Source organism: Janthinobacterium sp. P210006 (genome assembly GCF_036231885.1).
Lineage (GTDB): Bacteria > Pseudomonadota > Gammaproteobacteria > Burkholderiales > Burkholderiaceae_D > Janthinobacterium > Janthinobacterium violaceinigrum.
On sequence record NZ_JAZARD010000002.1, the window covers coordinates 910,168 to 936,968 of the forward strand.

At 66.0% G+C, this 26,801-nt stretch carries 27 protein-coding genes; 8 read left to right on the top strand and 19 right to left on the bottom strand.

Going from position 1 to position 26,801, the window contains the following annotated elements; genetic code table 11:
- Positions 1 to 41 precede the first annotated feature (41 nt).
- From VPH41_RS12510 to VPH41_RS12535, 6 genes are all read right to left on the bottom strand, one after another.
- Positions 42 to 914 (bottom strand): hypothetical protein, encoded by an 873-nt coding sequence (locus VPH41_RS12510; RefSeq protein WP_328570263.1) that lies wholly within the window; start codon positions 912 to 914, stop codon positions 42 to 44.
- Entirely contained in the window at positions 898 to 1,944 is a 1,047-nt protein-coding gene (locus VPH41_RS12515; RefSeq protein ID WP_328570264.1) for a hypothetical protein, read from the bottom strand. Before VPH41_RS12515 ends, VPH41_RS12510 begins: the two co-directional genes overlap by 17 nt.
- Before the next feature lie 20 nt (positions 1,945 to 1,964).
- Positions 1,965 to 4,127, bottom strand: a complete 2,163-nt coding sequence (locus tag VPH41_RS12520) for a hypothetical protein (protein ID WP_328570265.1) — start codon at positions 4,125 to 4,127, stop codon at positions 1,965 to 1,967.
- A gap of 10 nt (positions 4,128 to 4,137) precedes the next feature.
- Positions 4,138 to 5,490 (bottom strand): hypothetical protein, encoded by a 1,353-nt coding sequence (locus VPH41_RS12525; protein ID WP_328570266.1) that lies wholly within the window; start codon positions 5,488 to 5,490, stop codon positions 4,138 to 4,140.
- Between the two features lie 4 nt (positions 5,491 to 5,494).
- The gene (locus tag VPH41_RS12530; RefSeq protein ID WP_328570267.1) at positions 5,495 to 6,223 is read right to left on the bottom strand and encodes a hypothetical protein; all 729 of its coding nucleotides are present in this window, start codon (positions 6,221 to 6,223) and stop codon (positions 5,495 to 5,497) included.
- A 63-nt stretch (positions 6,224 to 6,286) separates the two neighbouring features.
- Positions 6,287 to 6,853 (bottom strand): hypothetical protein, encoded by a 567-nt coding sequence (locus VPH41_RS12535; RefSeq protein WP_328570268.1) that lies wholly within the window; start codon positions 6,851 to 6,853, stop codon positions 6,287 to 6,289.
- Here VPH41_RS12535 and VPH41_RS12540 point away from each other — a divergent pair.
- From VPH41_RS12540 to VPH41_RS12550, 3 genes are all read left to right on the top strand, one after another.
- Positions 6,852 to 7,199: a hypothetical protein gene (locus VPH41_RS12540; protein WP_328570269.1), complete on the top strand. Its 348-nt coding sequence runs from the start codon at positions 6,852 to 6,854 to the stop codon at positions 7,197 to 7,199. The genes VPH41_RS12535 and VPH41_RS12540 overlap by 2 nt on opposite strands.
- A gap of 75 nt (positions 7,200 to 7,274) precedes the next feature.
- Positions 7,275 to 9,065 (top strand): DUF1800 domain-containing protein, encoded by a 1,791-nt coding sequence (locus tag VPH41_RS12545; protein WP_152284583.1) that lies wholly within the window; start codon positions 7,275 to 7,277, stop codon positions 9,063 to 9,065.
- 9 nt (positions 9,066 to 9,074) lie between these two features.
- Positions 9,075 to 10,523 (top strand): DUF1501 domain-containing protein, encoded by a 1,449-nt coding sequence (locus tag VPH41_RS12550; protein ID WP_328570270.1) that lies wholly within the window; start codon positions 9,075 to 9,077, stop codon positions 10,521 to 10,523.
- Here the strand turns inward: VPH41_RS12550 and VPH41_RS12555 are convergent.
- From VPH41_RS12555 to VPH41_RS12570, 4 genes are read right to left on the bottom strand one after another with little or no spacing between them, the layout of a single operon-like run.
- On the bottom strand, positions 10,520 to 11,386 hold the full coding sequence (locus tag VPH41_RS12555; protein WP_328570271.1) for a dioxygenase family protein: 867 nt from the start codon (positions 11,384 to 11,386) through the stop codon (positions 10,520 to 10,522). The two genes, VPH41_RS12550 and VPH41_RS12555, sit on opposite strands and share 4 nt — an antisense overlap.
- Positions 11,344 to 11,508: a hypothetical protein gene (locus VPH41_RS12560; protein WP_193317625.1), complete on the bottom strand. Its 165-nt coding sequence runs from the start codon at positions 11,506 to 11,508 to the stop codon at positions 11,344 to 11,346. Before VPH41_RS12560 ends, VPH41_RS12555 begins: the two co-directional genes overlap by 43 nt.
- A gap of 3 nt (positions 11,509 to 11,511) precedes the next feature.
- Positions 11,512 to 12,165, bottom strand: coding sequence for a hypothetical protein (locus tag VPH41_RS12565; protein ID WP_328570272.1), 654 nt, complete (start codon positions 12,163 to 12,165; stop codon positions 11,512 to 11,514).
- Positions 12,166 to 12,183: 18 nt separating this feature from the next.
- The gene (locus tag VPH41_RS12570; RefSeq protein WP_152284579.1) at positions 12,184 to 12,678 is read right to left on the bottom strand and encodes a Spy/CpxP family protein refolding chaperone; all 495 of its coding nucleotides are present in this window, start codon (positions 12,676 to 12,678) and stop codon (positions 12,184 to 12,186) included.
- A gap of 193 nt (positions 12,679 to 12,871) precedes the next feature.
- Here VPH41_RS12570 and VPH41_RS12575 point away from each other — a divergent pair, with 193 nt between their 5' ends.
- Together VPH41_RS12575 and VPH41_RS12580 are read left to right on the top strand one after the other, a co-directional pair.
- The gene (locus VPH41_RS12575; protein ID WP_287772314.1) at positions 12,872 to 13,561 is read left to right on the top strand and encodes a response regulator transcription factor; all 690 of its coding nucleotides are present in this window, start codon (positions 12,872 to 12,874) and stop codon (positions 13,559 to 13,561) included.
- 2 nt (positions 13,562 to 13,563) lie between these two features.
- The gene (locus VPH41_RS12580) at positions 13,564 to 15,051 is read left to right on the top strand and encodes a sensor histidine kinase (RefSeq protein ID WP_152284577.1); all 1,488 of its coding nucleotides are present in this window, start codon (positions 13,564 to 13,566) and stop codon (positions 15,049 to 15,051) included.
- 39 nt (positions 15,052 to 15,090) lie between these two features.
- Here VPH41_RS12580 and VPH41_RS12585 read toward each other — a convergent pair whose 3' ends face one another.
- Positions 15,091 to 15,441: a FlxA-like family protein gene (locus tag VPH41_RS12585; RefSeq protein WP_328570273.1), complete on the bottom strand. Its 351-nt coding sequence runs from the start codon at positions 15,439 to 15,441 to the stop codon at positions 15,091 to 15,093.
- Positions 15,442 to 15,608: 167 nt separating this feature from the next.
- Here VPH41_RS12585 and VPH41_RS12590 point away from each other — a divergent pair, with 167 nt between their 5' ends.
- Positions 15,609 to 16,832, top strand: coding sequence for a PrpF domain-containing protein (locus tag VPH41_RS12590; protein ID WP_328570274.1), 1,224 nt, complete (start codon positions 15,609 to 15,611; stop codon positions 16,830 to 16,832).
- A 44-nt stretch (positions 16,833 to 16,876) separates the two neighbouring features.
- On the opposite strand, the gene dcd is transcribed toward VPH41_RS12590, so the two are convergent.
- From dcd to VPH41_RS12610, 4 genes are all read right to left on the bottom strand, one after another.
- Positions 16,877 to 17,446, bottom strand: a complete 570-nt coding sequence (gene dcd / locus VPH41_RS12595; protein WP_034755486.1) for a dCTP deaminase — start codon at positions 17,444 to 17,446, stop codon at positions 16,877 to 16,879.
- A 133-nt stretch (positions 17,447 to 17,579) separates the two neighbouring features.
- Positions 17,580 to 18,380: an alpha/beta fold hydrolase gene (locus VPH41_RS12600; RefSeq protein ID WP_328570275.1), complete on the bottom strand. Its 801-nt coding sequence runs from the start codon at positions 18,378 to 18,380 to the stop codon at positions 17,580 to 17,582.
- Positions 18,381 to 18,438: 58 nt separating this feature from the next.
- Positions 18,439 to 19,134: an HAD family hydrolase gene (locus VPH41_RS12605; protein WP_328570276.1), complete on the bottom strand. Its 696-nt coding sequence runs from the start codon at positions 19,132 to 19,134 to the stop codon at positions 18,439 to 18,441.
- A gap of 21 nt (positions 19,135 to 19,155) precedes the next feature.
- Positions 19,156 to 19,917: a sulfite exporter TauE/SafE family protein gene (locus tag VPH41_RS12610; protein ID WP_152258443.1), complete on the bottom strand. Its 762-nt coding sequence runs from the start codon at positions 19,915 to 19,917 to the stop codon at positions 19,156 to 19,158.
- A 150-nt stretch (positions 19,918 to 20,067) separates the two neighbouring features.
- Between VPH41_RS12610 and VPH41_RS12615 the strand changes: the two genes are divergently transcribed.
- On the top strand, positions 20,068 to 20,991 hold the full coding sequence (locus tag VPH41_RS12615) for a LysR family transcriptional regulator (protein ID WP_328570277.1): 924 nt from the start codon (positions 20,068 to 20,070) through the stop codon (positions 20,989 to 20,991).
- Positions 20,992 to 20,994: 3 nt separating this feature from the next.
- On the opposite strand, the gene VPH41_RS12620 is transcribed toward VPH41_RS12615, so the two are convergent.
- The 4 genes from VPH41_RS12620 to VPH41_RS12635 all read right to left on the bottom strand — a co-directional run bounded on the left by VPH41_RS12620 (position 20,995) and on the right by VPH41_RS12635 (position 25,617).
- The gene (locus tag VPH41_RS12620; RefSeq protein ID WP_328570278.1) at positions 20,995 to 21,312 is read right to left on the bottom strand and encodes a hypothetical protein; all 318 of its coding nucleotides are present in this window, start codon (positions 21,310 to 21,312) and stop codon (positions 20,995 to 20,997) included.
- Positions 21,313 to 21,560: 248 nt separating this feature from the next.
- Positions 21,561 to 24,008 (bottom strand): DNA internalization-related competence protein ComEC/Rec2, encoded by a 2,448-nt coding sequence (locus tag VPH41_RS12625; protein ID WP_328570522.1) that lies wholly within the window; start codon positions 24,006 to 24,008, stop codon positions 21,561 to 21,563.
- A 446-nt stretch (positions 24,009 to 24,454) separates the two neighbouring features.
- Positions 24,455 to 24,907, bottom strand: a complete 453-nt coding sequence (locus VPH41_RS12630; protein ID WP_328570279.1) for a GNAT family N-acetyltransferase — start codon at positions 24,905 to 24,907, stop codon at positions 24,455 to 24,457.
- Between the two features lie 311 nt (positions 24,908 to 25,218).
- Positions 25,219 to 25,617, bottom strand: coding sequence for a barstar family protein (locus VPH41_RS12635; protein WP_328570280.1), 399 nt, complete (start codon positions 25,615 to 25,617; stop codon positions 25,219 to 25,221).
- 111 nt (positions 25,618 to 25,728) lie between these two features.
- Between VPH41_RS12635 and VPH41_RS12640 the strand changes: the two genes are divergently transcribed.
- Positions 25,729 to 26,562, top strand: a complete 834-nt coding sequence (locus tag VPH41_RS12640) for a class I SAM-dependent methyltransferase (protein WP_328570281.1) — start codon at positions 25,729 to 25,731, stop codon at positions 26,560 to 26,562.
- The last annotated feature ends 239 nt before the right edge of the window (positions 26,563 to 26,801 follow it).

Genomic DNA, 26,801 nt, shown 5'->3' on the forward strand with positions numbered 1-26,801 from the left:
TCTCCTTCGCAATGTTCAAGACCTGGCTGCCAGGCCTCCATTCAGGTCCACATTTCACCGAGCACGGCCAGTTCCAGTTCGCGCCGCTGATTGGTCAGCACGCCGCGCTGGTTGGCAAACATGTCGTCATGGATGCGCTGCTCGATACGGCGCCGCTGCGCCGCCGAGGCCAGGGGCGCCACATACACCTGGTGCGTGCTCAAGTCGACGGCCAGCATCTGGCCGCACAGGCGGTGCTGCAGCAGGCGCCGGTGCAAATCGTCCGTCTGGCCGCTGTAGGCGCGACGCCGCCCGCCCGCGTCGAATTCGATCACATACAGGCCAGGCCCCCGGCCATTCGGATCGCGCAAGGCATTGGCCAGCGGCCCCAGCGCCTGGTAGGTCAAAGCGGCAGCTTCCGGCACCCGGCCCATGGTGCCGGCCAGGGTCGGCGGGATCTCGCCCTGCATCTGGCCATCGTCCTGCCCCTGGTCTTGTCCGACATCCTGCCCCTGATCCTGGCCCCCGTCCGGTTCCGGTTCCTGCTGGCCGCCGAAAGCGGGTTCGGCCAAGGGATACGGCGCTGGATAGATGGTCGGATAGATAGGTGCATAGCCGCCCCAGCCACGGTAGCGCGGCGGCAGATATGGCAGGGGATGCCCGGCATGGCGGGGCGGCCGGCGGCCCTGTCCCTGGTAGCGGGGCGGGATGGGACGGCGCTGTCCGCGCAAGGGCGGCCGCGCGCGCAGCCCGCCGCCGCGCATGCCGCCGCGGCCTTCGCCGGGCCGCCAGCGCTCGCCCTCCCATTCGGCTTCGGCCTCGTCCTCGCCTTGCCATTCCTGCGACCACTCCTGCGACCATTCCCCCAGCCATTCCTGCTCCCCGGCCGCTGCCGGCTGCCCCGCAAAGGGCAGCACTTCAAACGCGTCGTTCATATCGCCTCCTGATGTGATGTTCAAGCAAATCCATCGCCTGTTGCACTTGCCCTGGTGTCTGGTCGGCCCGCAGCAGGAAAGTCAGCGCGCCGGCGCCGCCGCCCGCCTGCGCCAGCGCCAGCACGCCCGCTGCGCGCAAGGCCGGCTGCAAATGGGCACGGCCGGGCAGGCGCTGCACGGGGAAGCTGCCGCCCCGGCAGGCGATGCCGGCGGCCGCCATCCCGGTCCGCCATTGCGCCACCCTGTCCGCCAGCCTGGCCCGCAGGGCGTCGCCGTGGTGCGCATTCAGGGCCAGCGCGTGCCGCGCCGCCGCCAGCAAGGCCACCGAAGGGGGACTGGCATGCACGCGCGTCTGGCTGTGCGCCTCGAAACGCCGCAGCAGGGCGCCGCAGCCGGCCAGCACGGCCAGCGGCACGCCCAGGCCCTTGGCCAGCGAGGCGCCCACGATCAGGTGGCCGCCGGCCTTGTCGTAACCGCCCGGCAAGCCGTGCAGCCGCGCCGAGCCGCCACCGGATGCGCCCGCCACACCCAGCACTTGCGTGTCGTCCAGCAGCAGATAGCCGCCGCCCTGGCGCGCCAGGGCGGCATAGGCGGCCAGCGGCAAGACTTGCTCGCTGCCCGGCACATAGCCATCGGCCAGGATCAAGGGACGCCGCCCTTGCCTGCCCCAGGCCGCCGCCAGCCGCCGCAGCACCGCCACCTCGCCGCTGGGAAAGACGCGCAAGGGCAGTCCCAGCGCCTGCGCCCGCTCCGCGCCCCAGCGCGCGATGGCGTAGCTGCCGCCATCGACGAGGATCACCAGCTTCTCGGCGGCCAGCATGCCGAACAGGTCCCAGAACAGGTGCAGGGTCGACGGCAGCACGCAGGCCGCCTCGCAGCCTTGCAGCGCCGCCAGGCTGGCTGCCAGGGCTGGCGCGCCCGGCGGCTCGCGCAGGGCTGCCGGCTGGCCCAGGGTCAGGCTGCGCCACGGCGCCAGCTGGGCCGACGGATGACGCATGCCCAGGTAGAGGGCACTGGTAAAGTCGAGCATGCACGCGCCCCGCCCCCGCCCTAGACGCTGCGCAGCTGCTGGCTCAGGCGCTGGCGCAGCAACACCGAGGGCATCGTCGCTTCGACCACCGGGTCGCTGCTGTCGACGGACAAATCCACCCCCGTGGCAGCGCGGTAGCCGTGGATGTAGCCCTGCACCTGGGGGCGCCAGAAACGCGCCCAGTTGAATGCCTGGGTCGGCTCATAGATGTCGCTCCAGTTGCCATAGCGCACGGAGAGCAGCAATTGCTCGCCAAAGATGGCCAGGTTACGGAAATGCATCACGCTCGTATCCGTCCAGCCCTGCAGTTTCTTCATGGCGTCGACCCTGTCCATCCACGGTTCCGGATACGCCACCATCACGCGCGTGGGCAGGAATTCGCGGAACTCGGGCCGCGCCAGCATCCATTGCTGCATCAGCATCTCGATGCGCGCCGTCGACGGCAAGTCGCCAAACTGGTTGTGCGCGCCCTGCGACAGGATCAGGTGGATTTCCTTCAAGGCATTCAGCACGGGGAAGGCGTCCGCCTTGACGGTGGTGTCGTCGTCCTGCTTGTAGAACGAGGTGAGCAGGCGCAGCAAATGGTGGAACGCTTCGAGGAATTTCGAGCGGCTGTCGGCCGGCCGGAAGTGCTGTACCGCCTTGCCGTCGAGGCGCACGCCGTAATGGTGGTCGTACTCGTAATTGCGGCGCACCACGGTCAGCCGGTGCTGCTCATCCTGGGTGTATCCCCACAGCAAGTTGTTCAGGGGACGCAGCATGTCGATTTCCGTGTTCGACAGGGGATCGAGGCCGCTGCCCGGCGCGCGCAGGTTCTGGAAGCGCTGCGTGATGGCGTTCATGGTCTGCACCAGCATGCCTTCTTCGTGCCAGTACGACCAGATCAGTTCCAGCAGGCAAGGGTTCGCCAGCTTTTCCTGGATGATGCCAAAACACAGGTCCACCTCGCCTTCCTGGCCGCGCGGGATGCTGATGGGGATGTCGGGCAGCTTGCGGCGGATCACGGCCAGATAGGGCAAGGTCTGGAAGCCGTCGATATTTTCCAGGTAATCGTTGCGCAGCACGGTTTCCAGGTCGCGCCCCTGGGGAATGTCGCGCCGGTCCAGGTAGGCGTTGTCCTCGGCCGGATTGAAGGCCAGCGGCTGGTTCAGCACGCCGCAATTGACCATCACGAACGCTTCCGTCGCCACTTTCAGCACGCGGTAGGAATCGGAATCGGAAAACGGCAGCGCGCGGCGCTGCTTGAGCTGCTGGAACATGTCGGCTTTTTTCACGAAGCGTTCCTGTTCGAAGCCGCGCACATTGGCCAGGTCGCCGCAAAACAGGCTGTCCATGAAATGCAGGTAATTCGTAAACGACATCGCTTCGGTGCTGTTGCGTATCAGGGTCCACAGCGGCAAGTCTTCCGTCGGCTCCGTTTCCGTGCGCGTCAGCGACACGCCCACATTGCCGGAGATGGGCGTGGGCTGGCGCTCTTCCGTCTCGTACTCCGCATCCAGCGCCAGCATGGCGTTCGGACTCAGCCCTTCCGGCACAGGCAGGATACTGCGCAGGTCGGACCGCTGCGACAGCATCATCTGCGCCATGAAACGGTGCATGCCGACGCGCCGCACGGGTGTGGAAAAGGCGTTCGGCGTGCCGCGCATGGGCACCCATGGCGCGGCGGCCAGCACCTGTACCTGGTCGCGCCCGTCGGCGCTCTGATCGCCGTCAAACGAGACGGTGGCCACGGCGCGGTCGCCCACCCTGCCGAACTGGCAGTCGCTGGGTTGGCAGTCCGGCGTTTCAAACGCCAGCGCCACCTGCGGATTGAGCTGCGGCTTGAAGCACAGCACGGCGCTGCAGCCCGCTTGCACCGTCACGCACTGGGGCGCCGTGCTGGGAAAATTGCCATACACGCCCACGTAGCTGCCCGTCGCCAGCTCGGAAAATACGGTGCTGCCACGCCCATCCGTCCAGCGCACGCCCACCAGCATGGCGGGGTCGGCTTGCCAGGCGGCGGCATTGAAATCATGGCAGTCGGCCTGGGCGCCCCGGTACAGGCTGATGGCGGCATTGACGACCATGGCCCCGCTGTTCTGTTCGTGCACGGTGACGGCGATGCTGCCGCCCTGCTGTTGCGGGCCCGCCCGCCCCGCCGCCCCGCCCCTGCTGCTCATCTTGTTGCTCATCTTGCTGCTCATGTCATTCTCCTCAATGGATAATCAAACGGGATGCCAGGGGCGGCAGCCTGCCGGACTGGCGGCCATGCCGCACGACATCGGCGCACAGCTCCGACGTGTCCAGGGTGCTGCGCAGGGCCCAGTGGGTCAGCAAGCGCCCCAGCAGCTCGCTTTCGTCTTCCGGGCTCAAGGTGCCGCTGGCGCGCGCCTGGCCCAGCACGGCAAACACCAGGGTCGGCGTGGCCTGGTACATCTGCGCCGGCGCCAGCGTCCAGCTGCGAAACAGCTGGGCCAGCATGGCCGGCTGGCGCGCCTGCACGGCCATGGCTTCGGCCAGCGAGCTGCCGCGCAAGGCGGGCGGCCGGTGCTGCACCAGCACGCCGACCAGGGCCGCCATGCTGGCCTGCAGCTGCTCCAGCAGGCGCTGCCGGGCCGGCGGCAAGTCCGTCAGCGGGTAGTACGACAGCCACAGCTGCTCCAGCCGGTTCCATTGCGGATGCGGATACAATGCCCGCCCCATGGCGCAGCTCAGGCGCACGCGCAGCCATGGCACCGGGTGGGGGTCGTCGACATTGAGGCGGAACACAAACACGCGCGGCAGGCTGACCACGCCGATCAGGCCCAGGGTGGCGGCCACGCCCACGCGCGCCAGCGACCAGAAATCGGCCACGATCTCGGATATCCACCGTTCCCACAGCTGCCACACGTGCACGGGGCCGCTGCCGCCGTGCTGCATGGCTTGCAGCACGGGGCGCAGGGACGCCACCAGGTCCAGCAGCGCCGCGCCCTGGTGTCCGACCTCGTGCACCAGCGACGAGGCGATGCTGCTGCCGATCATGCGTTCGCGCGGCAGGCGGATGATGGCGACGGGATTGTCGCCGCCGCCCGGCAGGCGCGTGCGCGCACGGCGGATGGCCGCACCCGGCCCCCGGTCCAGGTAGCAGATGACGGGCGGCGCCTGGTACACCTCGCCGGGCAGCGCCAGGGCATCGGCGGCAACGATGTCGAGGCCGGCCAGCCACACGCCCGTCTTGTGCTCGCTGCGCTGCGTGATGACTTCGTTGAACAGGTCGAACTGGGTCAGCGCGGCATTGAATTTCAGGCGCAGGAAAGTGAAGCGGCGCTGCGCCTCGGCCGCCGTGGCCATGCTGGCGCCGTCGGCCTGCTCGCGCCGCAGCCACCACTGGAACTGGGCCACCATGCGCCGCAACTCGCGCCGGCCCTGCACCAGCTGGCTTTCGATGGCCGACTGGGCGCTGGGCATCAGGGCGGCCGCCAGCACCGTCGGCTCGATCAGCGCGAACGGTTCCAGCCGCGCCAGCCGCGTCAGCAGCGAGCGCGCCTCCTGCGCCAGCATCCAGGCAGCGTAAGCGCCGATGGCCATGATGTCAGACGCCGTACAGGACGATCTTGTGGCCCTGGCGCGCCCAGCGCCCGCTGGCGGGACGCATGCCGGCCTGGCTGCGCACGCCGGCCGGCGCCATGCCGCCCCCCGCACCGGCGCCGCTGCCGTTCTGCGTGGCGACCGGGCCGCCCGGCCGGCCCAGCAGGCCGGGCGCGAACTGGCGCGCCGCCGCGCTGGCCGCCGCCTGGGCGATGGCACGGGGGTCGCCCGCGCCGCGCGCCTGGGCGGCGCGGTTGACGGTGTCGGCGGCCAGGCGCACGAACTGCCTGGCGCCCTCGAATTCGCGGTCCTCGTTCGACGACGCTTCCGCTTCCAGCCCTAGCGCGCTGCCCGCTGCCGAGGCCAGGCCGCTGCCGATCTTGGCCCCCAGCGGGCCGCCGAAATAGCCGCCGATGGCGCCGCCCGCCAGCGGGATGGCCTTCTTCGCCACGCCCTTGAGCACGCCGCCGATCGCCTGGCCCACGGGCGACTTGATGATGCCGCCCGCCACCGAGGCGGCCTTGCGCAGGAAATTGCCGAGAAACTGTTCCAGTTCCGCTTCATTGCTGACCGACAGCAGCTCATTGGCCAGTTCCATCTCCTCGGCCTCGGAAAACATGGCGTTCGACCCGCCCTCGCCGCTCCACTCGCCCTGGCCAGACTCGAACTGTTCCGCCTCAAATCCGGACATTTCCTGCCCGTATTCCAGGGTCGTACGATCTATGTCATGCATGATGAACTCCTCAAAGTTAACACCTCGGTTGACACCACAGCGCCGGACCAGCTGGCCGCCCGGCTAACAATCGAGCACGACGATGTGCCCGCCCTCGCGGCGCCAGCGGCCAGCGTCCCGCCCTGGCGTGTGCGCCGCCTGTCTGAGCAAGCCTGGCGCCGCGCTGCGTGCCACTTGCAGCAGGGCCGCCTGCACGCGTGCCCCGGGTGCGCGCGTGCCCGCGGCGCCGTCCTGCGCCAGCGCCGTATTGACGGCATCGATCAGATGCACGACCTGACGCGCCAGTTCGAATTCCTTGTCTTCCGGGCTCAGGCCTTCCAGCTCCATGCCGAAGATGCGCGCAGCGCGCCGCTTGAGCACCTGCGGCGCGCCCCCATGCAGGGGCAGCAGGGGCGCCACCACCTTGCCCAGCAGCTGGCGCAGCGGCCCTTCCAGCGGCGTGCCGCGCACCTGCTGGCCCGCCGCCGTGGCATCGAGCTGGCGCGCCAGATAGGCGTCGAACTGGGCCGGCGCCTGCAGCTCCAGCAAGTGCGCGGCCAGCGCCAGTTCATCCTCCTGCTGCAGCGCCAGCATGCCCTGCACTTGAGGCAATTCCATTTCGGGACGATAGGCGAGCAGGCGGCTGGTCATGGCGGGCTCCGGTGAAAGGCGGCGAGTGGTCCATGCCTACCTGACGCAAGGGGCATGCCAGCAATTGCGGCAAGGGGCAGCAGGGAAAGGCGGGACGAACGGCGAATGGCATTTCGCCGATGACGTAAAAACCATCGTTTCCAGCGAAGCGAGTTTCGTTGTCAAGATGAGCTTTCAAACAAGCTTAATCGGCAGGAATGATTACGTCGCCTATCCGCCACAGTGCCTGGAATCGGCAAAAAATATTTTTCATTTTCAAAAAATAAAGTTCGCTCTATACCGGCGAAAACAGCACGAACACCACGGCAACGTCAGTCAAAAGCAAACGTGGCCAACACGTAAATAGTTAATTGCAAACAGAATTTTGGTAGGCAAGCCCTACAATTAACGGGCCAGAATTTGATTGCCTGAAAGAAACTAAATGACCGACCCTACTTTGCGCCGTTTGCTGGCCCTCACCTTGTTCAGCCTGCTTGCCGCCTGCGGCGGCGGCGGTGGCGGCGACAGCAAGACCGGCACCACCCAGCCCCCCGACGTATCGGTGGTGCCGCCAACGACCACCGCCCCCGGCACCTCGCCCGGCGATACCATACCGCCGCCGCCCCTGACCACGCCGCCGGCCAATCAGGCGGCCACCTTCACGCGCGCGGAAGCATCGCGCTTCCTGGGCCGCGCCACGTTCGGCCCGGACATCGCAGCCATCGACGCGCTGGCTGCCAGCGATAGCGATGCCTGGTTCCGCGCGCAGTTTTCCAAGCCGCAAACCTTGCACCGCAAATACATCGACGCCAAGTATGCGGCCGCAGGCACGGCGGCCACCAAGGCCGTGCCAAACGACTTTTATGAATCGTTCTGGCAGCAAGCCGTGCGCGGCGATGACCAGTTGCGCCAGCGCGTGGCCTTTGCCCTGTCGGAAATCTTCGTCGTCTCCACGCAAAACGAGGCCGTGTGGCCGCAGACGCGGGGCGTGGCCAGCTATTACGACATGCTGGGCCAGTACGCGTTCGGCAACTTCCGCACCCTGCTGCAAGGCGTGGCCACCCATCCGATGATGGGCTTGTATCTGTCGCACCTGCGCAACCAGAAGGAATCGGCCACGCGCACGCCCGATGAAAATTTCGCACGCGAAGTGATGCAGTTATTTACCATCGGCCTGTACCAGCTGAACGCGGATGGCTCATTGAAAATGTCCGGCGGCAAGCCCATCGACACCTATACGCGCGACGACGTGGGCGGCCTGGCAAAGGTGTTTACGGGCTGGAGCTGGGCGGGCCCGGACCAGGCCGCAAACCGTTTTTATGGCAGCGTGGCCGATCCGGACCGCGACTGGAAACCGATGCAGAACTATGCGGCGTTCCACTCCACCAGCGAAAAACGCTTTCTCGGCGTGAGCGCGGCCGCTGCCGGCGGCGGCGAGGCGGACATGGCGCTGGCCCTCGACACCCTGTTCAACCACCCGAATGTGGGCCCCTTCTTTGGCCGCCAGCTGATCCAGCGGCTCGTCACCAGCAACCCAAGCCCCGCCTATGTGGGCCGGGTCGCGGCCGCCTTTGCCAACAATGGCTCGGGCGTGCGCGGCGACATGCAGGCCGTGATCCGCGCCGTGCTGCTGGACCCCGAAGCGCTGGCGCCGGCCGGCAGCACCCTGCGCACAGGCAAGCTGCGCGAGCCGCTTGTGCGTCTGGGCAACTGGATGCGCGCGTTCAACGCCAAGGATGCGGCCTTGCAGTACCGCATCTATTACCTCAGCGATCCGCTGGCGGGACTGGGCCAGAACCCCATGAACGCGCCGTCCGTCTTCAACTACTTCCGTCCCTCGTACGTGCCGCCCAACTCGGCGCTGGCAACGGCGGGCCTGGTGGCGCCGGAAATGCAGATCACGTCGGAACCGTCCGTGACCGGCTACCTGAACTTCATGCAGGACGCCATCCGCGGCGGCGTGGGCGAAAGCCTTGCCGTGCGGGCCGACTACTCGGCCGAACTGGCCCTGGCCGACCAGCCGGCCGCCTTGCTTGACCGGGTCAACTTGCTGTTGATGTCCGGCAATATGTCGTCCAGGCTGCGCACGAAAATCCTCTCGGCCGTCACGAGCATCGCGATTCCCGCCGCCAGCGGCAGCAATGCCGCGCAAGTGACGACGGCCAAGACCTACCGCGTGCAGCTGGCCATTTTCCTGGCCATGGCCTCGCCTGAATACCTGGTTCAAAAATAAGGAAGCAGCATGACTATCACCTCCCATTTCTCGCGCCGCCGCTTCCTCGGTTCCATGCTGGGCCTGGCCGGCAGCACGGCCGCGCCATTCGCCCTCAACCTGGCCGCCATGGGCCAGGCCGCGGCCCAGTCCGCTGACGACTACAAGGCCCTCGTGTGCCTGTTCATGGCTGGCGGCAACGATACCTTCAACACGGTGCTGGCCACGGACACGCCGTCCTGGAGCGAATACCTGCGCTTGCGCAACACGGGCGGCAATGACTCGATCCACCTGCCCGGCGTGGGCGAAACGGGCGGCGTGCTGCCCATCGTGCCCGCCACGGCGCAGGCTGGCCGCAGCTTTGCCCTGCATCCCTCGCTCGCCCCCGTGAAAGACCTGTTCGACGGCGGCCGTGCCGCCATCGTCGCCAATGTGGGCACCCTGATCCAGCCCGTGACCCTGGCGCAATACAAGGCAGGCAACGTGGCGCTGCCGCCAAAACTGTTTTCGCATAACGACCAGCAATCGACCTGGCAATCGGGCTTGCCCGAAGGCGCCAGCGTGGGCTGGGGCGGCCGCCTGGGCGACCTGCTCGGCACGGGCAACGCCAATGCCACGTTTACGGCCATCTCGGCCGCATCGAACGCCCTGTTCCTCAGCGGGCGCCAGGTGCGCCAGTTCCAGGTGGGACAGGCGGGCGCCGTGCCGATCCGCAATATCGGCGGCAGCGGCTATCTGTTCGGCACCACCCAGGGCGAGACGGCCTTGCGCGACATCATCAGCACGGCGGGCGACGACATGATGGAACAGGAACACGTGGCGACGGTGCAGCGCGCCATTTCCAGCCAGAGCGTGCTGAGCGGCGCCATGCTGGCAGCCGGCGCAGGCGGCGTGCCCAATCCGCCGCCCTACGTCAACCCGAACACGGGCGCGTCCAGTGTCAACCAGCTGGCCGTGCAATTGCAGACCGTGGCGCGCATCATCGGCGGACGCGGCGCCCTGGGGGCGAAACGGCAAGTGTTTTATGTGACACTGGGCAGTTTCGACACGCACGACCGCCAGAAGGAGCTGCATGGCGACCTGATGGCCCGCCTGGCGCACGCGCTCGCGTATTTCGACGCGACCCTGGCTACCCTGCAGGGCGCCGACGTGCGGCCCCAGGTGACGACGTTTACGGCGTCGGACTTCGGCCGCACCTTCAGCAGCAACGGCGACGGCACGGATCACGGCTGGGGCGCCCACCACTTTGTCGTGGGCGGCGCCGTGAAGGGCCGCGACATCTACGGCGCCTTCCCCGTCACGGGCCTGGGCCATGCGCTGGACGTGGGTTCCGGCGCCCTGCTGCCGACCACGTCCGTCGACCAGTACGGCGCCACCCTGGCCAAATGGTTCGGCGTGGCCGACAGCCAGCTGGCCGACGTATTCCCGAACATCGGCAACTTCAGCCAGCGCGACCTGGGTTTCATGACGGCAACTTAACCATTCACGGCGATGAGCAGGGTGACGACGTAGCCATCCGCGGCGTTGCCCGTCACCGTGGCCATCTGCAGGCTGGTGCCGTCGCTGAACACATTGTCGGTGGCGTAGCTGACCTGCGCCAGGTTGCGCACGCTGGCCGTGTAGCCGCTGGCCGTGTAGGCCTCGTTTAACGTTGCCATCGGGAACGTGAACTGCGAGGTCTTGATGCGGTTCGCGGCGCTGGCTGCCTTGGCCAGGCTGGGATAGACCTCGAAATGCACGTGCGGCATGCGCCCCGCGTAGCAGCCGGGAAAGATGGTCGTAAACGCCAGGTTGCCGGCGCTGTCCGTTTCCTGCACCCCGCGCAGGTAATTCTGCGCCGTCACGCCGCTCGAATACAGCGAATACAAGCCTTCGCGGTCGCAATGCCACAGGTAGACGGCATAGCCGGCCAGGCTGGCGCAACTGCCGCTGGCGTTGAGCAACTGCAACTTGATCGTCAGCGGCACGCCTGCCGCCACGCCCGTGGCGCCATTGAAACTGGCACGGATATCGCTGCGCACCACGCCCGACTGGTTCAGCACGTTGATGATGCTGCCGCCATTCGTATTCGTGCCATCGGCCGGATACGGTCCCCCTGTTTCCTCGGGAATCACCGTGCAGGCGCCCGCTACCGGCTGCGTGACGGCGCCCGAGGTGCCGGAGCTGCCCGTGCCGGCGGCGCTGCCTGCGGCCGTGGCGCCGGCGTCCGTGCCGCCACCGCAGCTGGCCAGGGGCACGGCGGCGGCGCCCGCCAGCAGCCAGCGCAGCACTTGCCGCCGCTCGGCCGCCTGACGTCCCATCATTTCGAGGTCGGATGCCAGACCGTGATCATGTAATTCCATAAATACTCCATCAAGTGGGGCAAGCCCGCCAATGCGGGGCTCAGGCTGGCGCACAGGAACAGTGCCTGCGTGGCCCGTTGCGCGAGCGCCTTCCTGACGGCAAGGGCGAGCTTGCGTTCCATGGTTCAGGCCGTTGTATTGACCAGGTTGCCGCTGGCGGACAGGCCGCCGCCCGCACTCGCCGCGCCCAGGCTGCCCGACAGCGCCTGCAGGAAACTGCTCAGTTTGCTACTGCTGCCCGTGCCCGTGCTGCCCTCATTGCCGCCCAGCGCGCCAAGCAGGCTGGCAAAGCTGGACTGCAAGTCCGTCACGCTGCTGTCTGTGCTGTCGCTGCCATCGCTGCTGGACGACGAAAGTTTTTGCAGCAGGCTTTGCAAATCGGATTCGATATTGCCGGGACCGCCTCCGCGCGCGCCACTGCCGGGTGGCGGTCCCGACGGGGGCGCGCCGCCCTCCTCTTGCCCGCCGTTACTGCCACCGCCTTGCGCATGCAGGCTGCCCATCAGCTGATGCAGGAAGGCGCCCAGCGCCTGGCCCACGTCGCCGCTGCTACCCGTGCTGCCGGTGCTGTCCGTGGCACCGTCGCTACCGCTGGCGTCGACCGATACGCCGATCGACGACAAGGCGCTGGAAATGGCGTCGAGAAACGCGCCATCGTCGGGCTTTTGCGGCCGCGTGCCGCCGGTACTGCTGGTGCTGCCGGTGCTGCTGCCGCCCAGGCGGCTGAACGCGCTCAGCTGGCTGGCGGCGCTGTTCGAATTCAAGGCACTGATGCTCATGCTCGCTCTCCTTGTCGCTTATTGGGGATGGCGCGGGCCGGGACGGCTGTCGCGCCGCTGCTGCGCCTGCTTGCGCTGTTCCGGCGTCAGCACGGCCAGCAATTGCTGCTCCAGCCGCGCCTGCTGCAAGCTGATCGCCGCCATGGCTTGCGCCGCCGTGCTTGCCAACGCGCTGGCCTTCGCATCGTCGTACGCGCCGGACGCGGCCAGTTCGCGCAGTTGCGCATGGGCCTTGTAGGCGATCTTTTCCTGCTCCCGCAGCAAGGGCGCCTGGGCGTAGGTGGCGGCGAAGACCTTGTCCTGCTGCGCCTCGCTCAGCTCGATGCCGCGCAGGAAGGGCGGCAAGCCTTGCGGGCCGGGTCCGCCCGGGCCGTGGCCGAAGGCGGGCGGCGGCCCTTCCATGGCGCGTGGCGGCGGGCCGTCCGGCGCCGGGGTCTGCTGGGCCAGTGCGACCAGCGGCATGCTGCAGGCGGACAGCAGCAACAGCGATACGGCGATACTCAGGTATTTCATCGGGCTTTCCTTTCGTGGCGATCAGCCCTGATTGTCGGCGTCTGGCGTGTAAAGCAACGTTAGGGCCGCGTAAAAGCGTGTAAAGGAAGGGGCGCGAATGTAAGCAGACGTATGTAAAAGCGGGTAAAACCGTCCTGAACAGCCCCCTTTGGCTGCTATCATCGGGCGATATTCACCCGAAAAAAGCACAGGCATGAGCAAGGTTTTGTTAATCGATGACGACGTGGAGCTGGTCGGCATGTTCCAGGAATACCTGACGCAGGAAGGTTTCGACGCGCGCGCCGTGCATGACGGCGAAAGCGGCGCGGCCGAAGCGCTGACGGGCCTGTACGCCATCGCCGTCCTCGACGTCATGATGCCGCGCATGAATGGCCTGGAAACCCTGCGCCGCATCCGCGCCGGCAGCAACCTGCCCATCCTGATGCTGACGGCGCGCGGCGACGACACGGACCGCATCGTGGGCCTGGAGCTGGGCGCCGACGATTACGTCACCAAGCCCTGTACGCCGCGCGAGCTGACGGCCCGCATCCGCGCCATCCTGCGCCGCGCCCAAGCGGCACCGCACGACGGCGCAGGCCCGGCGCCGCTGACCGTGGGCCAGCTGACGATGTGGCCCGAGCAACGCCGCGTTTCCTGGGCCGGCGCCCACCTGGAGCTGACAAGCACGGAATTCAACCTGCTGGAAGTGCTGGTGCGCCATGCGGGCAAGCCCGTGAGCAAGAATCAATTGTCCGAACTGGGCCTGGGCCGGCCCATGGCACGCTTCGACCGCAATATCGACGTGCACCTGAGCAGCCTGCGCCGCAAGCTGGGCAGCCTGGCCGACGGCCGTTCCTGCCTGCAGACCGTCTACCGTCTCGGCTATCAGTTGATCAAGGAGTAAGCGTGGGCCGTCTGTTCTGGAAGTTTTTTCTGTGCATCATGCTCGCGCAAGTGACGGCCACCATCGGCATCGGCGGCACCTTCTGGCTGAAAAACCGCGCCGCGCAGCAGGAGCGTGCCCTCGACATCGACACCAGCCCGCCCGCCCAGATGGCCATCGAAGCGGCCAGCGCTACCCTGGAAGCGGGCGGCAGCAAGGCCTTGCAGCAATTTCTCGGCAAGATGGAGCGCATGCGCGTGTTTGCCGTCGATGCCCAAGGACAAGAACTGATGGGCCGTACTGTCCATCCGGCGATACTGGCCAAGGCGCGCGCCCTGCTGGCGCAAGGCTTGCCCCACGCCGTGGTGCGCGAGGTGGGCGGCAGCGACGGCGTGCGCTATCTGCTGTTCCTGCCCTCGTCCGTCCGCTTTCGCACTGCCGAGGCAGGCGCCGCGCGCGATACGCTCAATGCCGTCACCCTGAGCGGTCCCCGCGCCATGAGCGGCCCCCGTGCCGATGCGTCCGGCATGCCGCCGCCCCGCCCCGATTTCCAGCGGGGCCCGCCGCCCGGTCCCCGCATGGACAGCCCCTACCGTACTTTCATTCCCCTGGCCGCCGCCATCGCCGCCAGCCTGCTGTTCTCCTTCCTGCTGGCCTGGTATTTTGCGCGTCCCATCCGCGACTTGCGGCAAGCGTTCGAAGCCGCTTCGCACGGCGACCTGGCGCCCCGCTTTCACGCCAGCGGCAAGCGCGGCGATGAATTGACGGACCTGGGACGCGATTTCGACCGCATGACCAGCCGTTTGCGCAACCTCATGGATAGCCAGACGCGCTTGCTGCACGATGTGTCGCACGAACTGCGCTCGCCGCTGGCGCGCTTGCAGGCCGCCATCGGCCTGGCGCACCAGCAGCCGGACAAGATGGACGCCTCGATGCAGCGCATCGAGCGCGAAAGCGAACGCATGGACAAGCTGATCGGCGAACTGCTGACCCTGTCGCGGCTGGAAGCGGGCGCCAGCTCCCCCCTCAGCGAAGACGTCGGCATCGCCGACCTGTTGCACGACATTATGGAAGACGCCCGCTACGAAGCGAAGGCGCGCCAGGTGGACATCGCCCTGGCGGGCGACGCAGCCATCGCCGACGCCGCCGTCACGGGCAGGCCGGAACTGCTGGCGCGCGCCGTGGAAAACGTGGTGCGCAATGCCGTCAAGCACAGCCCCGATGGCGGTACCGTGGAAGTAAATCTGTCGCGCCTGCATGACGGCAAGCAGGATCTGCTGCGCATCGCCGTGCTGGACCGGGGGCCCGGCGTGGCCAGCGCCGACCTGGCCCGCATCTTCCAACCGTTCTTCCGCGCCAGCAATACCCAGCACAGCACGGACGGCCATGGCCTGGGCCTGGCCATCGCCCAGCACGTGATCAGCGCCCATGGCGGGCGCATCGGCGCCAGCTTGCGCAGCGGTGGCGGGCTGTGCGTGGAAATGCTGTTGCCCGTCAAGACGCCAGGCTGAGCTATCGTCAGCCCGGCGGCAGGCAGGTCCCGGACCGCGTCAGGCCTGCGTGTCGATGATGCTGCCCAGAGTGGACGAGCTTGATTTGGCCGGACTCGTCGCCGTATCGGCGCTGCTGGCCGCAGGCGTGTCTTGCTGCGCCGCCTGTTGCGCGGCCGCCGCTTGCAACTGAGCAATTTGCGCCTGCAAGGCCTGGATCTGCTGCGCCAGCTGCTGCTGCAGCTTTTGCGACGCCTCCGTCTGCTCGCCCTTCTGCGATTCCGTCAACTGCTTTTGCGCCGCCGTGATCTGCTTTTGCAGCGCCGCGATTTGCGAACTGCTGCCCGAACTGGCGCTCCCCGCCGCGCTGGCCGTGCCGACCGCGCTGCCTGAACCGATTGCCGCTACCATGATGCCTCCTGAATGTTTCGATACCAAGGTTAACGGCAGGCATGGACGCCGATGTAGTGCCGCGGGTGTAAAGGCAGGTAAAGAGCGCTGCCGGTACGCACTCTTGCTCCTCGGCACAAAAAACTGGCACACTGGCGCTTCCCCAGCCACGCCTCGATCGGATCGCCATGCCCCTGCTGCCCGCCCTGCCCGACCTCGTGCCCCGCCAGCGCTGCGGCGTGATCGAGTTTCCCGTCCACCACATGCGCGGCGGCACGTCGACGGGCCTGGTCCTGCATGCATCGTCCGTGCCGGCCGACCTGGCCCTGCGCGAGGAATTGCTGCGCCACCTGATGGGCGTGCCCCAGTCCGGCCGCCAGGCGGGCAACCGGCAGATCACGGGCCTGGGACGGGGCGCGCCCACCAGCAACAAAGTCTTCCTGGCCGAAGTGGAACGGCACGCGGGCCAGCCGCGCCTGGTCAGCACCCTGGCGCAGCTGGCCGGCGAGCATGGAAATATCGATTGGAACGTGAACTGCGGCAATATGTCGTCCGCCCTGCAACTGTGGGGACTGGACAGCGGCGTGATCGAGGCACTGGCCATCGGCGCGCACGACATCGATATCCGCAACACCAACACGGGCGTCATCACCACCTCGCGCATGGTGCGCGAACTGGACGGCAGCTTTACGGCCACCGGCATTCCCGGCGTGCCCGGCAGCTTCCCCCGCGTGGACCTGTTCCTGCAGCAACCCGCAGGCGCCAAGACGGGCAAATTACTACCGACAGGCAAGGCGCAAGACCAGGTGCACGGCTATGACGTCTCGTGCGTGGACGTGGCCGTGCCCATGGTCATCGCACTGGCCAGCCAGTTCGGCAAGACGGCGCAGGAAACGGTACAGGAACTGGAGGCGGATCCCGCTTTCATGCAGGCCATCCGCCAGGTGTGGAGCGGGGCGGGACTGTTGATGGGCTTGCGGCGGCGCGATGGCGAACCGATGACATTGGAAGAACTGGAACGCAGCGAAACCATCCCCAAGTTCTGCATCGTGGGCGCGGCTACGGGAGAGGGAAATATTGCGGTACGGTACTTTACACCCCAGGCGGGCCATGCTTCGCTGGCCGTCTCGGGCGGCTGCTGCCTGGCGGCGGCCTGCCTGATACCGGGCACGGTGGCGCATGCGCTGGCGCGCGGCGTACCGCCCGTCGGGCAGGCGGATACGGAGATCGAGATCGGCATAGCAAACCCGGCCGGCATCCTGGACACCACCATCGTGGCGCGCCAGGCAGGAAACGCCATCGCCATCCACGGCGCGGCTTACCGGCGCAGCACGCAAATCTTGCTGCGCGGCCATGTTCCCCTGTACCAGCCGTCAGCCGCGCTGAAAGCATGGCTGCTGAAACAGCTGTGAGGTGAGGCTGGGGGCTGGGGGCTGGCGCCCCACCCTTCAATCCATCAGGTCTTCGGCAGGGTCACGCCCACCTGGCCCTGGTACTTGCCGCCGCGGTCCTTGTACGACGTTTCGCACACTTCATCGGATTCGAAGAACAGCACTTGCGCCACGCCTTCGTTGGCGTAGATTTTCGCCGGCAGCGGTGTCGTGTTCGAAAACTCCAGGGTCACATAGCCTTCCCATTCCGGTTCGAACGGGGTGACGTTGACGATGATGCCGCAGCGCGCATAGGTGCTCTTGCCCAGGCAAATGGTCAGCACATTGCGGGGAATGCGGAAATATTCCACGGTACGGGCCAGCGCGAACGAGTTCGGCGGGATGATGCAATAGCCCTTGCCGGACACGTCGACGAAGTTGTTCGCGTCAAAATCCTTGGGATCGACGATGGTGGTGTTGATGTTGGTGAACAACTTGAACTCGTCGGCGCAACGGATGTCATAGCCATAGCTGGACGTACCGTAGGACACGATGCGGTTGCCGTCGCGTTCCTTGACCTGGCCCGGTTCGAACGGCTCGATCATGCCCGTTGTTTCCGCCATGCGGCGTATCCATTTATCGCTTTTAATCGTCATCGCAGGGGTATCTTTCTAGAATATCGGAATGGCGGGGGCAGCGCGCCTGGTGCAGGCGCGGCCCGAATGGCAGGATTTTACGCGAAAAACCGCCACTTTTGGCCCTTGCCCGCTGAAAATCCTTGCCAGTCGGCTAGTGTCTAGCCAACAGCGAGGTGATCATCTCGCGCACCACTTGCGCCGTCAGTTCCGGGTTTTCCATGGGAAACAGATGACCGCCCGGCACCTGGCGGAAAAACTTGCCGACCAGCTTGCGCGTGGCCGTCAAGCCCGCCTGGCGGCATTCCACCGATTCCGTGCCGCCGATAAAGCCGATGGGCACAGGAAAGCCATCCTTGACGAGGTCGCCGATATGGTGCGGCAGGCTGCGGTACACGTCCGTTTCCACCTCGCGCGTAAAGCGCAGCTGCACCCCTTCCGGATGCGGCGCAAGGCCGCTGTCTATGTAGTCGCGCAACACCTGCGGCGCCCAGATGGCGAACATGTCCTTGGCGGCAAAATGCTCATACGCGGCTTGCGCATCGGGCCACAGCTTGCGCCGCCGGGCGGAAAAGCGCGAAGGGGAAAACCGCTCGCCCAGCGCCGTGTTGCGCGCCAGACGCACCAGCATGGCGCGCCAGCCCGCCACCACGGGCGAATCGAGCAAGACCACGCAGCGCACCAGGTCGGGCCGCTGCTTGGCCACCATCACGCTGAGCATGCCGCCCAGCGAATGGCCGACGAGGATCACGGGCGCCGTATAACGGCGCTCCAGCTCGTCGATATACTCGCGCACCAGCTCGGGCCAGCCCGTGCTGACGGGGTATTCGGGGTCGTGCGCATGCATGTCGAGCGCCTGCACGTCGTAGTGCTGGCCCAGCAAGCCGAACAGCCTGCGGTAGGTGCCGGCAGGATAACTGTTAGCGTGGGCAAAGTGCAGTTGCGGGAGTGTCATCGTGGGACGGTGCCGGTGAATGCGATAGGCAATTGTAATGGCATGCCGGCAAGACGTATCAGAGGAAGGCCTCTAATTGCCCGCCCACGGGCGCCATGCCGGGCACGAACGAGGCCAGCACCTCGCCCAGCTCGGCCATCGACTCCACCACGCAAAAAGCCTCGTCAAACGCATGGTGCCGGTTCATGGGATTGCGCAAGACGATGCATTCCAGCCCCGCCGCATTGGCGGCGCGCAAGCCGCGCGGCGAGTCTTCCACGGCCACGCAATGGGCGGCGGCCAGGCCCAGGCGCTGCAAGCCCAGCTGGTAGCCGTCGGGCGCCGGCTTGCTTTCGCCATACATTTCACGCGTCAGCACGAAGTCGAAGTGCGGCAGCAAGCCCGTAGACGCATGGCTGATGCGGAAATGCTGCTCATACGCACTGGTGACGACGCCCATGGCCACATGCGGGCGCAGCGCCGCCAGCACGTGGCCAATGCCGGGCATGGCCAGCTGGCGCGCCTGGCGCAAGCGCTGCGCAAACAGCGCGGTACGCTCGGCGCGCAGGCGGTCGACCAGTTCAATCGCATGGCCCTGCCCCAGCAAGACATGCCAGGCGCCATAGTTATTGTCCAAAAACCAGTCAAAGAATTGCTTCGGCGTCAGGTCTATGCCGTAGGGCAAGAGCAAGTCGCGGTTGCTTTCGTAAAACAGCTGCTCGGTGTTGACCAGCACGCCATCGTTGTCCCACAGCACGCCCTGGATGGTTTTCATGGCTTGTTGTCGTTCAAAAACTTACTTGAAGAAGATGTCGTAGGACAATTTCACGATCAATAGCACCAGCAGCACGAGGAACAAAATGCGCACGAAGGCGGCGCCGCGGCGCACGGCGATCCAGGTGCCCGTCAGGGCGCCCAGGATGTTGCACACGGCCATGGGCGCGGCCACGGCATAGACCACGTGGCCGGCGGGAATGAAGAAGGCCAGCGCGGCGATGTTGGTGGCGATATTCACCAGCTTCGAGCAGGCCGAAGCGAGGATGAAATCGAAGCCGAATACGCGGATGAACAGGAAGATCAGGAAACTGCCCGTGCCCGGACCGAACAGGCCGTCATAAAAGCCGATGGCGCCGCCGATGGCGATGGCGAGGATGCGTTCGCGGGGGCCGATGGGCCGCGACTCGCGCATGCTGCCGAAGTCCTTCTTGATGAAGGTGTAGATGGCCATGATGATGATCAGCACGAGCACCATGGGGCGCACCACCTGCTGCGGCACGTAGGACACGGCAGCCGCGCCGATGAACGACATCACGAAGGCGCTGGCCACGGCCGGCAGCACCAGCAGCCAGGGGATGTGCACCTTGCCCACGAAAGAGCGGGCGGCAAACGTGGTGCCGCAGGCGGAAGCGAATTTGTTAGTACCCAGCAAGGACGTCGACGCCATGTTCGGCATCAGGTTGAACAGGGCCGGCAGCTGTATCAGCCCGCCCCCGCCCACGGCTGCATCGATGAGGCCGGCAAAGAAGGCGAATAAACACAGCAGCGAGATGGTCAGCATGATAGGCAACAAGGAATGGGCGACAGCGGCAGTATAGGCGCCGTAGATTTTTCCGGATGCAACTTCAAATTGCGGAAAACGCAATCAGGCGTAACGCTTGACGGAATGCGCCCCGTGCGGTCTACTGGCCTCTTTTACCGGGAGCGCGCAATGTCGATGAAACTGATGTGGGAAATCCGCGCCTTCTGCACCGTGGTGGAAAAACGCAGCTTCATCCACGCGGCGCGCATGCTGGGACGCTCGCCGTCGGCCGTCACGCGCGCCATCCAGTTCCTCGAAGACGCCATCGGCGCCGAGCTGATCCTGCGCACGCAAAAACAGTTCACCCTGACGACGGCCGGCGAAACGTATTACGCGTCGGCCAAGCACTTGCTGGAAACGCAGGCCGAGGCAGAAGATCAGTTGGCCGAGCTGAGCAACTCACCGCAAGGCTGGGTGCGCCTATCGGCGCCGGAAATCCTGTCGCTGGGCTTTCTGCCGAAAGTGGTGGCGCAATTTTCGCGCGATTACCCGAACGTGTCGATGGACATCCATTTCTCGGACAAATCCATCGATCCCATCCAGGAAAAGCTCGATTTCGCCATCCGCGGCGCCTTTCCCCAGTCCAGTGAACTGATCGGCTATCCCCTGTGGAATTACCGCCGCTACATGTACGCTTCGCCCGGCTATATCGCCCGCATGGGCGCGCCCGAAGAGCCGGAAGAGCTGGCCGGCCACGACATCATCATGCACTCGGCTCCCCGCATCCTGCGCGACTGGCATTTTGTTTCCAGCGAGCGCAACGTGCGCTACCAGGTGCAACCGCGTTTCCGCTTCACCTCGGGCATCGCCACCTTCCAGGCGGCACTGGAAGGCGCCGGCATCGTGCGCCTGGCCAGCTGGCTGGCCGAGCCCGCCGTGGCCGCCGGCACCCTGCTCAGGGTCTGTACGGCGTACCGGCTGACGTCGTCGAAAGAGCTCGATCCCAGCATCCATGCCGTCTACGGCAGCTCGCGCATGGCCAAGGGGGCGCGGCTGTTTCTCGAATATGTGCGGCAAAAAGGGATGGAAATACCGGATGAACGGGGAAGCTAGCGCCTATTGCGCCACGATGGCATCGCTATACACGGCGAAGTCGGCGCCGTCGAAGACAAAGGCGGCCACCTCGCGCATGCCCAGCCGTTCATGCGCGCGCAGCGAGCCGATATTGTCGCGCCGGATGAACAGCACCGCCTCCGCACCCCCATGCTGGGCGCGCATGGCCGCGTACAGCAGCGCCAGCAAGCCCTGCCCCCGTTCCGAGTCCGCAATGCAGACGGGACCGTAAACATAGGCGCGCTTTCCTCCCGCATACGCCGCCAGCATGGCCAGCACCACAGGCGCTTGCGCGGTGGCCGTCGCTGCACTGAACAGCACGCCAACGACAGGCCCGTCGCCACGCGCCGCGCCACGATGACGGGCGATGCGCCGTCCGCCATACTCGTCACCTTGTCGCGCGAAAACTCGCCCGTCAGGCTGCCGCCCTGCGAGGGGGAGTTGGCTTGCAGCAAAGCCGTGATGGGAGCGATGTCGGCGGCCTGGGCCGTGCCGAGAAGATAAGCGTGGCGGGAATGGCGCAATCGGGACTCCTTGGACGATGGTCAGGGAAGAGTAGCATGAAAGCGCTAGCGACCATGCCAGTAGCGCGGCCGGCTGGCCCGGTACTGCGTCACATCAATATCGTCCCCGAACGCCAGCACCACCGCCCCCGTCACATCCGTGCGCAGCCGGGCAATGCCCATGTCGCCATAACGCGCATACACCTGCGCCTTCGGATGTTTATAGCGGTTGCGGTGTCCCACCTGGAAAATCGCCAGGGCCGGATGCACGGCGCTCAAAAACGCCGGCGTGGACGAGGTGCCGCTGCCGTGGTGCGGCGCCAGCAGCACGTCGGCCGCCAGTTCGCCGTCGGCAGAGCGCGCCAACAATTGCGCTTCCTGCGCCGCCTCGATGTCGCCGGCCAGCAAGATGGCATGCTTGCCTGCCGTGATTTTCACGGTACAGCTGCGGGCGTTTGGTTTCAGGGAAATGTCTGTGTGGCTGGCGGGCAATGGATGCAGCATGGCAAAGCGCACGCCGTCCCAGGTCCAGCTATGGCCCGCCATGCAGTGCAGATATGGCAGGCGGGCTTGCCGCCGGGCCTCGACGGCCGGGTGGCCGTCGAACAGGGACGAGGCCAGCCAGCCTACGCTGATATTTTCCAGCAAGGATACGGCGCCGCCCGCGTGATCGAGGTCGCTGTGGGAAATGATCACGCCGTCGAGCCTAGCGATGCCGCGCGCGCGCAGATAGGGCACGATGACTCTGCTGGCGCCATCGGAATCGAGGCTGTAGGCGGGCCCCGTGTCATACAGCAGGCGGTGCTTGTGTGTTTCTATCAGCACGGCCATGCCCTGCCCCACGTCAAAGGCCGTCACCCACAGCTGGCCCGGTGGCGGGCTGGACGGCAAGGCCGTCAGCAGCGGCAGCCAGCCCAGCATGCCGGCCCAGCGATAGGGCCATCCCCGTGGCGCCAGCAGCCATGCCGTGCCGAACAGTGCCCAGCAAAAACTCCACCATGGCGGCGCAGGCGCCGTCCATACGGCAAAGCGGCGCGCGCCCAGCCAGTCCAGCACCTGCGCCAGTATCTGCACGATGGCGTGTGCCAGCAGCAACAGCCAGTCGCACAGGGGTGCGGGCAGCAGGCTGCCCGCCAGCGACAATGGCGTGACGACCAGGCTGATGACGGGAATGGCCAGCGCATTGGCGACGGGAGACACCAGCGAGACTTGCGAAAACAGCAGCATCGTCAACGGTACCAGTCCCACCGTCACCACATACTGCGTGTGCGCGCCCAGCGCCACGGTGGCGCGCAGGCGCCGCCAGCGGCTGGCGCTCTCCGGCAACGGCGCCGTGGTGCGGCCTGCCGTCGCGTACAGCATGGTGGCGACTGCGCCGAACGACAGCCAGAAGCCGGGCCACAGCACGGCCCACGGGTCGAGCAGCACGACCACGCCCAGCGCCAGGCACAGCACGTGGCCTATGCTGGTGATGCGTCCCAGCCACAAGGCCAGCGCCACCACCAGCAACATGTACAAGGTACGCTGCGCCGGCACGCCGAAGCCGGCCAGCAGCACATACAGGAACGCGGCCAGCGCGCCGGCCAGCGCCGCCACCTTTTGCGCGGGCAGCAGCAAGGGCAGTTGCCGCTCCGTAAAAAAAGAGCGCCGCCACAGCGCGCCCGCACCGAGCGCAAAGAGGCCCGCGATCATCGTGATGTGCAGGCCGGAAATGGAAATCAAGTGGCTGACGCCCGTGCGGTTGAACACCTGCCAATCCGACTGGGGGATGGCGCGCTGGTCGCCCACCACCAGCGCCACGATCACGCCCGCATACTGTTTGCCGTACAGGCTGCGCAAGATGCGTGCGCGCAAGGCCGCGCGGCTGGCTTCCACCACATTGCCGAAGGACGGCACGAAGGCCGCCAGGCGCACGTTCGGCGTGTCCGCGCGCGGCTGCGGCCGCACATAGCCCGTGGCGCGCACACCCTGCTCCAGCAGCCAAGCCTCGTAGTCGAAGCCCAGGGGATTCGCGTTGCCGTGCGGGCGCTGCAGCCGCACCGTGAGGCGCCAGCGCTCGCCCGGCTGCACATCGCCCACCTCGTTCGTCACTTCATCGCGAAAGCCCGCATACCAGGACAGGGCAATCAGGGGCGGCACCTGCACGCCAACGGCGTTTTCCACGGCAAAATTGAAGCGCACGCCCTGCTCGAAGCGGTACGGCAGGCTGGCCACCGTGCCGGTGACGGTGACGTCCTGCCCCTCGTCGGCCAGCGCCAGCTGCGGCGCCAGGGCGGCCTGGGCCAGCCAGGCAGCCCAATAAAAACCCAGACCCACGCCAGCGGCAAGCGCAGCAATGGAACGCCAGCCGGTATGCCAGCCAAAACGCCAGTACGCATGGCGGCGCAGCAGCAGTGCCGTCAGCAGCGATACGCCAGCGATGGCCGCCAGCGCCGCGCCAGCGTGCGGCGGCAAAGTGGCCTGCGTCTGCAGCCAGGCGGCGCCAGCGGCAAAGCCGAGTATCAGGGTGCGCATGGGAGCGGGATGGTCGCCAGGTGCGAAGATAAGCATCACACTATAGGGCCAGCGCGGGAGGCCGGGCTGCTTTTCTGCCCCCCATCTGATCCAGCGCAACGGGCTAATGAGCGGGCTATTTAAATGTCAGCACTTGTCGCGGCAGGCAGCAGGAGCACGCATCGTTCTGGCTTGCCAGCGAACGGTGGCCACCTGTGCGACTCTTGCGAAAACGGAATATGACGTCAAAGGTAGTCGGCTGGAATATTCTTCAGCCGTTCTCCCAGCATCCAGTTAACTGGCATCAACGCGCTATTTTCCCAACGGATTCCGGATTGCCCCCGCTCTTCTTGAAATTTCCTGGCAGCCGAGCGCAGACCATCCTGATAGCCAGGCTCCACGCCACAACCGGGACAACAATCAAACGGTGTTTCCTTCGCCCAGACCAAACGATTGATCGTTGGCGGCTATTCCGCGGCGCCGGCAGGCGTCCATAGGCCTGGGGCTGTCGTCAGCGCCCCGCTGTACTGCATGCCAGGTGCATCGTCCGGGCGCCTGGAGAATCCATTTTTCAGATAGAAGTCCGCTTTTCCCTCCGCACAAAAAAGCTGGATGTCATTTACTCCCAAAAAATGGCACCGGTCAACAAGCAGCTTCAGTAGCTGCTCGCCCAGACTGCGCCGCTGGTATTCAGGATCCACGATCATTTCTGTAATGAATGCATGCAGCTTCCCATCTGAAATTGCGCGGGCGAATGCTACCAGCCTATCGTCATCATAGGCCGAAACCGAAGCCCACGAACCGCGTAGCGCGTCGGCATAAAAGCCAACATCGCGTTCAATAGGGCCCCAATTCGTAGTGTCGTAAAGGTTCTTGAACGATTGGGCAGCTGGTGCTTCCAAAGAGAAGATAATGTTCATATATCAAAGTCCGATGAGCCAGTAGAAACCACCATTTTGAACGTGCATTTTCAGCTACACTTTGGGCATGCGCGCGGTGCGCTCCACAAGGTTGTTCGTGAACGAGGACGACATGCTCGGTTATGAACCGTAGAACGGCGTCGGCATGGAGCCGCAAACGTCTAGCAACTTGAAGGCAAGCGGCTGTTTGACGGCCCATTGCCTCCGGAGATCTTTAACACTTCGGCATCGATTTGCCCGCTGTCGTACATGATCGCGCCACAGAGCGTACGGAAGGCGGAGACATCGCCGACGCTGCATGCAACTGTCGATCACACCACCTGCAGCACCAGCAATTTCTTGGGCTGATTCACCGTCAACGCGACGTCGGCCAGCGCGCCAGGCAAGTCATGCAAAATATCAAGGGCGATGGCGAAATCCTCCTCGGCCTGCATCTGCATGTGCCTAGAGTCGCGCCATACGATCACGATATCCTCTTCCTGCAATCCCTCCAGTCCGGACCACAGGGAGTCGGCCAGCGCGTCCCAGCTGTGATATCCATGCAATGGGGGATCGAGTGGAAACGCAGCGCGTACGCCATCAAAGAACTGGGCTTTGGATGAAATATGCCTGGGAAAACAAAAGACACGCTTGCCATCGCTTTGCGCATCGAGCATGACTTTCGCCGCAGTGAGCTCATCTACAGCGAAAAAACCCGGGCTGCCCAACATGTCTACCCTCCTGTCATGACGTCCGCCGGGCGAAGGCACGGCGCGGATATTGCAAGCCTGCCATGCTAGCATGCCCGTCCGCGCCCTGGGGCGCCCTCTATCGGACCTCGCATGAACACGCCTTCAACTGCCGAAAAATACCTGCAAGACTTTCATCAAAGGCAAGTCGGCGTGACCAGCGCCGCGTTTGCGCACTTGCCCGCGCGCTCCGCCCGCGGCACTTACGCCTCTTCCTATGCCGCGCTGACCAGCCTGGTGCCGGCCGTGGATACGCCGTTGACCGTGCTCGACCTGGCTTGCGGCGATGGCCACCTGCTGGGTTTGCTGGCGGCGCGGCAACAGGCGCAGCTGCAGCTGCTCGGCGTCGACATGAGCGAGGCCGAACTGGCCGCCGCGCGCGCCGCCCTGCCCGCCTCCGTGCGGCTGCTGCCGGGCCGCGGACAGGCGCTGGACCTGCCATCGGCCAGCGTCGATTATCTTGTCTCGCACATGGCGCTGATGCTGATGGACGACATCGAACAAGTGGTGCGGGAAATGCGCCGCGTACTGCGTCCCGGCGGCCAGTTCGCGGCCATCGTCGGCAGGACTTTCTTGCTGGGCGAAGTCAACGATGTTTTCATGCGCGTGTTCAAGCCCATCGCCAGCGACGCGCTGCCGCCGCTACGCTTCGGCGACAGGCGCACGGGATCGGAAGCCGGCTGGCGCGAGCTGCTCGATGCCGGTTTCACGGAAGTTGAATTCGACGACATCGACGTACCGTGGACAACCACGCCGGGCGACCTGTGGGCGGCCCTGCGCGACACCTACGATATCGACCGCCTGGACGATGACGCCAGGCAGCGCCTGCGCGGCGCGTTCATGGACGCCGTGGCGCCGCTGCACGCCGGTGACGGATTGATCGCCACCGGCTGGGGGTTGCGCGCCGTGCGCGCACGGGCAGCCTGAACTGCCATCGACGCCATGGCTTGCTGGCGTCAGCGGCAAGCAGCTACGATAGTGGCTGCCGCGGCGCGCTGTACTCCTCCTGTCAGTTGCAGGTTTGCTGGCAGGCGGACCGCTCGGCGTTGCACTCTGCTTGGGCGGTACCGGCAGCAACGCAAGCCCGCCATTCGGCAGCGCAGGCGCTAGCGCAGCTTGCCAAGGCTGGCGTCGCAGTCACCGCCAAACCGAGGCCTGACGCAAAA